At 49.2% G+C, this 10,402-nt stretch carries 14 protein-coding genes; 7 read left to right on the top strand and 7 right to left on the bottom strand.

All coding sequences use genetic code 11. The features are described 5' to 3' along the window. The first annotated feature begins 191 nt into the window (after nt 1-191). Nucleotides 192-815 (top strand): heme-copper oxidase subunit III, encoded by a 624-nt coding sequence (locus NG833_RS03890; RefSeq protein ID WP_254564020.1) that lies wholly within the window; start codon nt 192-194, stop codon nt 813-815. 234 nt (nt 816-1,049) lie between these two features. Here the strand turns inward: NG833_RS03890 and NG833_RS03895 are convergent, their stop codons facing one another. The 3 genes from NG833_RS03895 to NG833_RS03905 form a co-directional block, all read right to left on the bottom strand. Then, a complete protein-coding gene (locus tag NG833_RS03895; protein WP_254564021.1) occupies nt 1,050-1,331 on the bottom strand; it encodes a histidine kinase dimerization/phospho-acceptor domain-containing protein in 282 nt (93 codons plus the stop codon). A 505-nt stretch (nt 1,332-1,836) separates the two neighbouring features. After that, nucleotides 1,837-2,049 (bottom strand): helix-turn-helix domain-containing protein, encoded by a 213-nt coding sequence (locus NG833_RS03900; RefSeq protein ID WP_254564033.1) that lies wholly within the window; start codon nt 2,047-2,049, stop codon nt 1,837-1,839. Nucleotides 2,050-2,223: 174 nt separating this feature from the next. Further along, complete coding sequence (locus tag NG833_RS03905) at nt 2,224-2,436, bottom strand: helix-turn-helix domain-containing protein (RefSeq protein WP_254564022.1); 213 nt, start codon at nt 2,434-2,436, stop codon at nt 2,224-2,226. 296 nt (nt 2,437-2,732) lie between these two features. Between NG833_RS03905 and NG833_RS03910 the strand changes: the two genes are divergently transcribed. The 6 genes from NG833_RS03910 to NG833_RS03935 all read left to right on the top strand — a co-directional run bounded on the left by NG833_RS03910 (nt 2,733) and on the right by NG833_RS03935 (nt 9,292). Further along, nucleotides 2,733-3,197 carry a hypothetical protein gene (locus NG833_RS03910; RefSeq protein ID WP_254564023.1) on the top strand — a complete coding sequence of 155 codons (465 nt, stop codon included), beginning with the start codon at nt 2,733-2,735 and terminating at the stop codon, nt 3,195-3,197. Nucleotides 3,198-3,606: 409 nt separating this feature from the next. Continuing rightward, entirely contained in the window at nt 3,607-4,566 is a 960-nt protein-coding gene (locus NG833_RS03915; RefSeq protein ID WP_254564024.1) for a GDSL-type esterase/lipase family protein, read from the top strand. A 282-nt stretch (nt 4,567-4,848) separates the two neighbouring features. After that, nucleotides 4,849-5,073, top strand: coding sequence for a DUF433 domain-containing protein (locus NG833_RS03920; protein WP_254564025.1), 225 nt, complete (start codon nt 4,849-4,851; stop codon nt 5,071-5,073). 24 nt (nt 5,074-5,097) lie between these two features. Then, on the top strand, nt 5,098-5,412 hold the full coding sequence (locus NG833_RS03925) for a DUF5615 family PIN-like protein (protein ID WP_256555817.1): 315 nt from the start codon (nt 5,098-5,100) through the stop codon (nt 5,410-5,412). A 17-nt stretch (nt 5,413-5,429) separates the two neighbouring features. Next, the gene (locus tag NG833_RS03930) at nt 5,430-5,753 is read left to right on the top strand and encodes a DUF4926 domain-containing protein (protein ID WP_254564027.1); all 324 of its coding nucleotides are present in this window, start codon (nt 5,430-5,432) and stop codon (nt 5,751-5,753) included. A gap of 191 nt (nt 5,754-5,944) precedes the next feature. Next, on the top strand, nt 5,945-9,292 hold the full coding sequence (locus NG833_RS03935; RefSeq protein ID WP_254564028.1) for a CHAT domain-containing tetratricopeptide repeat protein: 3,348 nt from the start codon (nt 5,945-5,947) through the stop codon (nt 9,290-9,292). A gap of 160 nt (nt 9,293-9,452) precedes the next feature. On the opposite strand, the gene NG833_RS03940 is transcribed toward NG833_RS03935, so the two are convergent. The 4 genes from NG833_RS03940 to NG833_RS03955 all read right to left on the bottom strand — a co-directional run. Beyond that, nucleotides 9,453-9,650, bottom strand: coding sequence for a hypothetical protein (locus tag NG833_RS03940; protein WP_254564029.1), 198 nt, complete (start codon nt 9,648-9,650; stop codon nt 9,453-9,455). 13 nt (nt 9,651-9,663) lie between these two features. Beyond that, nucleotides 9,664-9,879 carry a PIN domain-containing protein gene (locus tag NG833_RS03945; protein ID WP_254564030.1) on the bottom strand — a complete coding sequence of 72 codons (216 nt, stop codon included), beginning with the start codon at nt 9,877-9,879 and terminating at the stop codon, nt 9,664-9,666. Further along, nucleotides 9,872-10,081 (bottom strand): hypothetical protein, encoded by a 210-nt coding sequence (locus tag NG833_RS03950; protein WP_254564031.1) that lies wholly within the window; start codon nt 10,079-10,081, stop codon nt 9,872-9,874. The genes NG833_RS03945 and NG833_RS03950 overlap by 8 nt, the downstream gene beginning before the upstream one ends. A gap of 141 nt (nt 10,082-10,222) precedes the next feature. Continuing rightward, the coding region (locus NG833_RS03955) for a hypothetical protein (RefSeq protein ID WP_254564032.1) at nt 10,223-10,402 on the bottom strand (180 nt) is incomplete at its 5' end.

Raw genomic sequence — 10,402 nt, forward strand, 5'->3', positions numbered from 1 at the left:
AAAAGGAGCGCGACTGAAGGGTGGGGCTATACGGACGAAGCCCGCCTGCGCGGGCTGCAAGAGTCTTGTTAGGTGCTTAACCATCGGATTTGGATGATTTATTTGTTGGAATACCCTTTTTGGGGTCGGACTTGACCCGACCCCAAAACATCCCAGACTCAATTCGTAAACTCTACAACAGGCGATCGCTTATGCAAGGAACAATTGATACAAGCAAGGCAGCTATACAAGCTGAACATGGGGCGGGAGCCCACGGCGGTCACCACGGCGACCATCCGGATCATCGAATTTTTGGCATCATCATGTTTCTGGTGGCGGAGTCGATGATTTTCTTGGGATTATTCGCCGCTTATCTCACGTTTCGCTCGGTGACTCCGGACTGGCCGCCGGAAGGGACTCCAGAAATGGAATTGCTGCTGCCCGGGGTGAATACAATTATCCTGATTTCCAGCAGTTTTGTGATGAATCGCGGCAATGCGGCGATTAAGAAAAATGATGTCAAGGGTCTGCGATTTTGGTTCGGGCTAACGGCAGTCATGGGGGCGGTGTTCCTCGTGGGTCAGTTGTATGAATATTTTCATACCGGCTTTGGTTTGGCGGATAATATCTTTACCAGCACCTTTTATGTGCTAACGGGCTTTCACGGATTGCACGTAACTTTTGGGTTGCTGTTGATTTTGGCAGTTTTATGGCAATCCCTGAAGGCGGGTCATTATTCTAGTGAGAGTCACTTTGGAGCAGAAGCAGCAGAATTATACTGGCACTTTGTTGATGTGGTTTGGATTGTGCTGTTTACCATTCTGTATTTATTCTAATCGGGATGTTATCCCTCCTGGTTGATGCGATTTGCCCCCATTAGGGGGTTTTTTTTGGTGCGATCGCCGTTTCACCGTCGTGAGCGCCCTAATCATGCGTGTCACCAGGAGTCGAGTCCTGGGCGGGACAGGCATCATCAGGGCGATCGCTTCGGTTTCTCCCCGGTTTATGGGGATTTTAGAGCAACGGTTTTCAACTAACGCGGTCAATTTCTAGGCAACTTGTTAGAATACTTAGTGAATTTCACTGGCTACTTTTCGGAGGGTTTCCGTAAATTGTTCGCTTTCAATCAGCTTGGTAATTTCCATCGCAGCAGTTTGGATTTGCTGAACGTGCTTGAGTTTTTTCTCATCAGTCCAACTATTGCTATAACATTCCAGTAAATCAGCGGATAATAAGATCGTCGTTAAGGGCGTTCTCGGTTCGTGGGAAATCAGAGTCATAAAGTATGACTTGAGTGCAACTAAGTTTTCTTGGTGATTCACTTGAGTCGTGCCAGATTGAATGCTGTGCATGGCGATTTATTGAGTTTAAGATTGTTAAGGCAGTTTCTTCTGTAACAGGACTCAGAGATGAACCGGCATTAATCAGGTCCGAGGGGTGGCTGGCGATCGCCTAGATCCTTCTGCCTAGACTGCCTGAGAGTTCCATCAGACAATTCCCTCCCATTCCAATGTAACGCGGGTTACATTGAGGGTTCCGCACCCCATGAACTCTACCCCCTGGATACCCAAAAAACCCCGACTTCACAAACTTGAACCCCGGGTGTCTCTCTGAGTTAACCCATATATTAAGCGATCTGCCTCAGTAGAGCTACAAGTTATTCCATCTATTTTTCAACAATGCCCGCCTCTGCCTGCTACTGCTCTAATTTGCGAGAAAAACAGCACAAATGGGGGTGTAGTGCCATGATTGCACCTGTTCAATCCGGGTCAGGTAAAGCCCCACCGTTGGCGAATCCCGGTCCTGTCAACCGATCTCGGCTATTCTCATCAGGCGGCGAACACCGGAACCCGTTCCCTATTCTTCGATAATTTCCACCAAGTCTTCTATCAGAACATCAAAGGTTCGGGCTAATTTGTGGAGGGCGGTAAAATCAACGGTGGCGATCGCAGATCGCCTCGCATAGCTTCTGACGGTACTGTACACAATACCCGAGCGATCGGCGACTTCTTTAAGGGTCCAGCCCTTCTCCTCCGCTAATTCCCGAATTCTCAGTCTGACTAATCCCATACTTGACAAGTGATGCGTTTGCATCTTAAGATAGCTTGATATGAAAAAACACTCACCCCCAAGTCTGGAAAACTAACAGGCGATCGCCGGTCCCCCCTGGGTCGGATGAGAGTCTGAATGGACGGTTCACTGCCTCAAAGTCAAGAACCCGAAAGGGATACCCCTGGCGGTTTCCTATTCTTCGACGATTTCTACCAAATCTTCTATCATAACATCGAAAGTCCGAGCCAGTTTGTGAATCGCGGTAAAATCTATCAGCGCTAGTCCGGGCGATCGCGCATAATGCCGGACCGTACTGTACACCAAACCCGAACGGTCAGACACCTCTTTGAGGTTCCATCCCTTCTCATCCGCAAACTCGCGAATCCGTAATCTAACTAAACCCACAATTTACTTGACAAACGATAAGAGGACATCTTTTAATAGAATAATAACACAGATAAAAGCGATCGCCCCCAGGCCTAGAAAACTAAAGGGCGATCGCTTCTAAAACCAAACTGGACAGGAGAACTAGGTTCAAGCCATTGGCTACTAAACCGAGGCCCTATCCAAACCAGTCAAACTCGACGAGAACCCTTGTCTATCTCAGACAGGAATTATCCATCTAAGTTAGGGGCCATCTATCGAGAGGCCATCTATCAAGGAGCCATCTATCGAAGGTCCATCTATCTAGCCTATCCATCATGATATCAAACTACCAGCCCGCTTCGCCAGTTATCCGCGAATCTAAAATTAATCACACCTCGGACATCCTCCATCCCTTGGCGCGATTTGTTACAGAAGAAACCGTGGCCCTAATGTTTGGCATCTCAGAAGCGGATATCTATCGGATTGATTGTATGCGCCATGTTGTCTATGTGCATGGCAAAGGCGTGAGTCGGTTTGTGAGTTATGCCGACTTCCCGCCAATTTTGGGAGTGGCATCTCCAACCCTGCCGGATTTAGCGCGGTGGCATCAACGCTGGCGCAAGGGGTGGCGGAGTCATTATGCACCAGAGTTTTGGACTCAATTTTATCAGGTTCAACTCCAAAAATCTCAACGATTAGAACAGTTACAGGCGTGGGGATTGTTGATTCGTTCCCTGAAATCGGGACTATCCGAGACTGCATTAGTCGAATTGCGACAGGCTTATAAACTAAAAAAATAGGGGGAGTTTCAGACGTAAAACAGGAGGTTTTTACACTTAACTGCACCTCCGGTCCCCTCCCCTTGGCAAGGGGAGGGTTAGGGTGGGGTTCCCTCATAAGGTTTTTACACTTAACAACACCTCCGGTCCCCTCCCCTTGGCAAGGGGAGGGTTAGGGTGGGGTTCCCTCATAAGGTTTTTACACTTAACAACACCTCCGGTCCCCTCCCCTTGGCAAGGGGAGGGTTAGGGTGGGGTCAGACGCTTAAAAGCACCTCCGGTCCCCTCCCCTTGGCAAGGGGAGGGTTAGGGTGGGGTTCCCTCTTGGCGATCGCCCTAAAAACAGCCGCTTGAGAAAATGTCCACTTCCTCAACTCAATCCCGATTCACTTGCTTATCTTAGAATTCCAGGCATAGTGAGGGTTTACTCATGAATCGACCGGCTTCTGGAATTCAAATGTATTTGCAACGAGTAGAAGGGTTGAAAGTTGGCAGGACTTATACCCTCCTCCCACCGGATAGTTTTAAATCAGTATGGGAAGAGGCGATCGGCCAACCCACCTATCAGGATTGGACAAATCTCTTAGCTTGGGAAGCGCAAGCACTTACCACGGGACAGGGTTCTAATCAGTTATCGATTTTATTAGGGGATTCGATTTCTCTATGGTTTCCCCCCGAACTCATGCCACCGGGAAGACTGTGGCTCAATCAAGGAATTTCCGGGGATAATACCAGCGGAATTTTAAAACGATTGTGGACATTTTCCGAGACCAAACCTCATACTATTTATATTCTGGCAGGCATTAACGATTTGCGTCAGGGGAGACCGGATGCCAGTATTGCAGATAATATTTATTATACAGTCCGGGAACTGCAACTGATTCACCCCCCAGCTAAAGTAGTGGTGCAATCGATTTTACCCACCCGACTGGCGGCACTTCCGAATACCAGAATTCGTAAAATTAATCTCGAACTCGCGGCGATATCCCGATCCGAAGGCGCAATCTATTTCGACCTCAATTCCGCCTTTACCAACAACGAAGATAGGTTACACCGCGAGTTAACCACCGACGGAATCCATTTGAGCCAAGCCGGATATCAACTCTGGCAAAAAGCCCTGCATCAGATGACATCTCGCTTAGACCTGAATCGGGATAACCGATATCAGCAATGGTTGCAAAGGTCTCCCAGTTTTACCCTAGATGGCAAAATTTACACTTGGGTTTCCTATCAAACTGAATCGGGAGACAGTTTACCGCAATTGTCTCAGAAAGCCTTTGGATTTGATAGCTTTGAATACTGGGATTTAATTGCTTTGAAAAACAATCTGGGGTTTGAGGAAAAGTTAGGCAACAGAACGATTTTGATTCCTCAAACTGGGGGGAAATAATACTTTTGTGCAGCAAAAACTTTGGGCGAAGGGCGAATCTCAACACCGGCTAAGGTTCAAACCCTAGTTCTGTCAAGTATTGATTTGTAGGGGCGCAATGCTTGCGCCCTGGGGCGTATGCAATACGCCCCTACAAGAAACAATGATTTTTCGTCATTAAATTTACCACCTTGACAGGGCTAAGGTTCAAACCCCCGCCGGTTGTTGCTTTAATTAAAGAATTCTGCAATACTTGATAGCATTCTTTTCGATAGATGCTAATTTTATAGAGGTTGCTTCATTATGTCAAAACTACTTGAACGCATCACCGTAAATCCCAGACAATGTGGGGGCCGTCCCTGTATTCGGGGTATGAGAATTCGAGTGTCCGATGTTTTGGATTTGTTTGCAGCAGGGCTTAGTTCCGAACAGATTTTAGAGGAACTCCCCGATCTGGAAAGGGATGATTTGAGAGCAGCGCTTGCCTATGCATCACGGAAACTTAATCATCCTGTGTTACTTGCATGACAACGAACGGGAATCGATGCACACCTGTCACCGGCGATCGCAACTTGGATTACCAATACATTTGGGGTGACAGCCCTAGCTTTACGGGATCTGGGGTTGCGAGATGCCGAAGATCCGGAAATCTTTGAGACTGCAAAAGCTCAAGGAGTTATTTTCATGACGAAAGACAGCGATTTTGTGGATTTGGTCGATCGCTTGGGTGCACCACCTCAAATTATTTGGTTGACTTGCGGAAATACTTCAAATGTTCGCTTGCAAGAGATTTTGAGTTCAGTTTTGCCAAAAGCACTAGAGCTACTATCTTCAGGTGAAAAATTAGTGGAAATTAGAGGAGATTAACACAAAGGAGAAAATCAATGAAACCTCAATATCCTCTATTTTCCCAAGTTGCCCTCACGGGAGACTTGCCCCAATATCACCTCAAACGGGGTGATATTGCCACCATTTTTGAACATTATCATCACCCAGAGTCCCCAGAAGATGGGTATAGTTTAGAAGGATTTGATGTTCCTCAAATTACCATTGAAGTGACGGCATCACAGATTATGCCCCTGAGTGACTATTTGAGAGAGGAAGCAATTTTAAGTAAATTTCGCAACCTGTCAGAACATCAACAAAAACAACTAGAAGAATACCTAGATTTTCTGTTGCAAAAAGACCAAACGACTCCGGTGAATTAAGAAATTGAGGTTTTAGGGTCTGTGGGTGGGAAAAGAAACCGGGTTTCTAACTGTCTCTCTGTGGAGACCCGAAGATTTCTCAAAGAAACCCGGTTTCTCGGAGTCGGGGGGTGGGGTATAATCGAGTTGGGGTTGTGTGGCTGTTAGGTGGCGCGAGGCTTCACCGCAACGACAACACCTAACCAAGACTCATGGAGGCGGAAGAATGTCGATTTGGCGTGAGAGATGGCAAAACTTATGGCAGAGGCTCAACACCCTATTATTCCCCTCCCAGCCTCAGCCCCCCAGAACCTCCAACCCTCCAGTTAAGGCTGTATCCTATGAATAAATATTTAGACATTTGGGGACAAATCCTGCTATTACAAACAAGAGGATTAAGCGGGAAACAAATTTATCCTATATTACAAAAACACCAAGACAAACTCAACCTTGATTTTGCCGAAACCATCACCCAATGGTTTCACTCGCAACTCGACCTCGATGATATTGAAAAAAATAAAGATTTAGCCAGAAATTTTCATGATTTTGCTATTGATATTCAGCAGTTCCCATTAGGCAGTCGAGCCAATAATCTGGAAATTGCCATCGCCTGCTACCGAGCCGCCTTGTCAGTCTACACCAGCGATGCCTTTCCCCAATACTGGGCGATGACCCAAATTGGTCTGGGGAATGCCTACTTTGGCCGCATCTGGGGAGAGCGAGCACAGAACCTAGAAGAGGCTATTTTCTACTACCGAGTCGCCTTGAACGTCTACACCCGCCATGCCTTTCCCGAATACTGGGCAGGGGCTCAAAATAATTTGGGGAATGCCTACTCTGAACGCATCTGGGGAGAGCGGACACAGAACCTAGAAGAGGCGATTTCCTGCTATCGAGCCGCCTTGGAAGTCAGAACCCGCCGTGTCTATCCCTATGAATGGGCACAGAGCCAAAATAGCTTGTCAAATGCCTACCGTAACCGCATCAAAGGAGAACGAGCCGAGAACATAGAACGGGCAATTTCTGGCTTGGAAACTGTCTTAGAAGTGTACCGCCGCGATACCTATCCCGAAGATTGGGCAATCACGCAAAATAACTTGGCAACTGCCTACTCTGACCGCATTAAAGGAGAACGAGCCGAGAACATAGAACGGGCAATTTCTAGCTATGAAGCCGCCTTAGAAATTTTAACCTGCCGTACCTATCCCTATGATTGGGCAACCACCCAAATGAACTTGGCAACTGCCTACTCTGACCGCATTAAAGGAGAGCGCAATGAGAATCTAGAACGGGCAATTTCTAGCTATGAAGCCGCCTTAGAAATTTTAACCCACAGTGCCTATCCCGAAGATTGGGCAATGACGCAAATGAACTTGGCTTCTGCCTACCTTGACCGCATCCGGGGAGAACGGGAACAGAACCTAGAAGAGGCGATTTCCTGCTACCAATCCGCCTTGTCAGTCTATAACCGCCACGCTTTTCCCGAAAAATGGGCGATGACCCAAAATAGTTTGGGGAATGCCTACGGGAAGCGCATCCGGGGAGAACGGGTTCAGAACCTAAAAGAGGCGATCGCCTGCTACCGAGACGCCTTGAACGTCTACACCCGCCGTGCCTTTCCCGAACAGTGGGCGATGACCCAAAATAATTTAGCAGTTGCTTACTTATACAATATGCAGGGAGAGGGAATCAAGAACTTGGGGAGGGTTATTTCCTGCTTCCAATCCGCCTTGTCAGTCCGCACCCCCTCCTCCTTCCCCCTAGACTGCCTCAAAACCGGAGGCAACCTCGGCAACCTGGGTTATGACCTCCAAAACTGGGAAATCGCCATCGAAGGCTACGACAACGCCATCCGCGCAGTGGAACAAAGCCGCAACTGGGCGACTTCCCCCGACAGCAAACGTCAAATCCTGGAAGATGCCCTACCCATCTATGGAAAAATGGTACAAACCTGCATCCACCTGGAACGCTACGACCAAGCCCTGCTGACCGTGGAGCGCAGTAAGTCCCGCACCCTGATGGAAATGCTCACCAGCGCCGACCTGGTTCCGAAAAACGCCACCCCCGAACAACAGGAACAATACCGCCAACTCAACCGGGAAATCGCCGCCCTGCAACAATCTTTCGCAGCACCGGAGAGCCCCGCAGACGGGGAGACGGGGACCGGGGGAACGGGGGAAACCCGGGGAAACCGGGAGATAGCCAGACCCTCCGAGACACCGGGAACCGCTCTCCTGCAAAGCCTGCTGCAACAACGGGACAGCCTGGTGGCGCAAATCAATGACCCGGACTTCAACGCCTTCCAGAATGTGCGCGCCCAACTGCCGGACTTTCGCCAACTCCTCACTCCGGAAACCGCTCTCATCGAATGGTATCTGCCCCAAGACCCCGCCCTGGGAGCCTGGGTCTTCACCGTCACCCTGGACCAGGACCGCCCCCAGATTCACCCCTACAGCTACAGCGCCGACGATCGCCACAGCCTCGACCAATTCAACCAAACCTACTTCGCCGACTACCGCCAACCCACTTGGTATAAAGCCCTAGACGGACGCCTGGATGACCTCGCGGAACATCTCCACCTATCTGATATCATCGCCGCCCTCCCGGATACCTGCCAAAGGCTGATTCTGATTCCCCATCTCTACCTGCACCTGTTCCCCCTCCACGCCTTATCCGTTGAGTTCAACGCCCCCGCTACGCCGTTACTGGAGCGCTTTAGCCAAGGGGTCAGCTACGCCCCCAGTTGCCAAATCCTCGACTACATCCACAACCGCCCCCAACCCGCCACAGAACCCCAATTCTTCGCGGTGCAGAACCCCACGGAAGACCTCAGCTATGCCCAAATGGAGGTGGAGTTCATCCGCCCCTACTTTGACCCCAACTGCTATATCCTCACCCAGCAAGCGGCGACGAAATCCGCCCTCAATCGCCGGGAAACTCTGGAGAAACTGCGCCAGAGTCATATCATTCATTTTGCCTGTCACGGGGGATTTGATAGCGAAAATCCCCTGAATTCCGCTGTGATTTTGGCGGGGGATGCACCCCTGGAATCGGCCTCCCGGGAGCGGGAAGGCCAGACTCTCACTCTCCGAGATGGTCGCCGCTTCGACACGGGACAGCAATGCTTAACCCTAGGGGAAATTTATCGCAATCTGGAAATTCCCGCCTGTCGTCTGGTGATGCTTTCCGCTTGTGAGACGGGACTGATCGGGAGTTTGTTGACCGATGAATATATTGGGTTAGCCAGTGGTTTTTTGTATGCGGGAACTCCTGCGGTGGTGAGTAGTTTATGGTGTGTGGATGATTTTGCCACCGCTTGTTTGGCGATTCGTTTCTATTATGAATTGCGCCAAGATGAGCGGGTGGTGATGGCGTTACATCGGGCGCAAAATTGGCTGAGACGGGTTTCGGTTGAGGGGTTTTTAGACTGGTGTGGTCAGGGTTTGAAGATGACGGAGGAGGAGTGTGAGATGATTGATTTTAAGTTGATGGATTATGATGAGAGTTGTCCGTTTGGCGATCGGCGTTATTGGTCGGCTTTTGTGGCGATCGGTTTGTAGGGGACCATGCTTGGCCCTCTCCCCAGCCCCTCCCAGAGGGAGAGGGAGCAAGAGAGGGAAGCAGTATTTGGAGGTTGGGTGAAGCGATCGCCCCATTAGTTAAAGGGGCAATGACTCATTCCCCGAACAAACCGAGTCAGGACCAACAATTTGAATTCCACTATGGCTGAAATAACCGCCAATCTTGAGGATCGTATGTATAGACTTTATATACCTCCGCAACTAAAGCAGTAGCAGCGTGTCTGGCATCGTGAATTCGACGGGCTGTAAGATTTTGAGAATCGGCAATTTCTAGCATTTTCATGCTGGCTTGAAAGTTAGTTTCTAAAACTAAAATTTGAGAAGGTTTCTCAACCAAAAGACGAACTGCTTCACTGGCGATTTTTGGGGGGGTGGGGAGGTTGAGAGCCAGTCCAAGTTAAAGCGGCATAAACTTCACTTAATACTCCAACGGAAGTACAAGCGAGCAGGGTTCCGCATCGAGCAGCTTCAACGATAGGACGAGCTTCGGAATGACGCGGATCTTGACTTAGCAAAGCCCCAATAAAAATTCCCGCATCCAAAAAGACTAAATCGGGGTTACTCATGGTAAATCGCGTCTTTCCACCCTTGGGGTACATACCCATCAAGTTTCGGTAAAGGGGGGAGTTCTAGGCTGGCTTTAATTCTCACCACTTCATTGGTAGAAACTTGCACGATTAAAGTTTCTTTTTGTCTTAATAAGCTCAAAAAATCCTCAATAGAAAGGTTTTTGATAGTTTCGAGTGGGATGTGGGGGGTGTACTCCATTTAATTAGCCTCATTTGAGTGGCGACATCACTGGGGTTTGTATGAGTATAGCATGGGTTGTCAATTGCTCGTGATGGGGATTCTGCCGCGTCACTCACTCTTTCCGGCTTAAGCGCCTGTATGAAGTCTGCACCCACCCATTCATCGTGAGGTGCGATCGCCCAAGAAGAACCCCACCCCCAAACGAGTGGCCTGTAGGGGCGATTCGAGAATCGCCCGAAAAATCCACCCATCCACCCCAAAACGAGTGGCCTGTAGGGGCGATTCGAGAATCGCCCGAAAAATCCACCCATCCACCCCAAAACGAGTGGCCTGTAGGGG

It is taken from the genome of Oscillatoria sp. HE19RPO (assembly GCF_024220515.1).
Taxonomy (GTDB): Bacteria; Cyanobacteriota; Cyanobacteriia; order Cyanobacteriales; family Laspinemataceae; genus Laspinema.

What these genes read in the sequence shown, in the direction of transcription:
- NG833_RS03890 (WP_254564020.1), top strand. Translation starts at nt 192, where the DNA reads ATGCAAGGAACAATTGATACAAGCAAGGCAGCTATACAAGCTGAACAT.
- NG833_RS03895 (WP_254564021.1), bottom strand. Translation starts at nt 1,331, where the DNA reads ATGCACAGCATTCAATCTGGCACGACTCAAGTGAATCACCAAGAAAAC.
- NG833_RS03900 (WP_254564033.1), bottom strand. Translation starts at nt 2,049, where the DNA reads ATGGGATTAGTCAGACTGAGAATTCGGGAATTAGCGGAGGAGAAGGGC.
- NG833_RS03910 (WP_254564023.1), top strand. Translation starts at nt 2,733, where the DNA reads ATGATATCAAACTACCAGCCCGCTTCGCCAGTTATCCGCGAATCTAAA.
- NG833_RS03915 (WP_254564024.1), top strand. Translation starts at nt 3,607, where the DNA reads ATGAATCGACCGGCTTCTGGAATTCAAATGTATTTGCAACGAGTAGAA.
- NG833_RS03920 (WP_254564025.1), top strand. Translation starts at nt 4,849, where the DNA reads ATGTCAAAACTACTTGAACGCATCACCGTAAATCCCAGACAATGTGGG.
- NG833_RS03930 (WP_254564027.1), top strand. Translation starts at nt 5,430, where the DNA reads ATGAAACCTCAATATCCTCTATTTTCCCAAGTTGCCCTCACGGGAGAC.
- NG833_RS03935 (WP_254564028.1), top strand. Translation starts at nt 5,945, where the DNA reads ATGGAGGCGGAAGAATGTCGATTTGGCGTGAGAGATGGCAAAACTTAT.
- NG833_RS03945 (WP_254564030.1), bottom strand. Translation starts at nt 9,879, where the DNA reads ATGAGTAACCCCGATTTAGTCTTTTTGGATGCGGGAATTTTTATTGGG.
- NG833_RS03950 (WP_254564031.1), bottom strand. Translation starts at nt 10,081, where the DNA reads ATGGAGTACACCCCCCACATCCCACTCGAAACTATCAAAAACCTTTCT.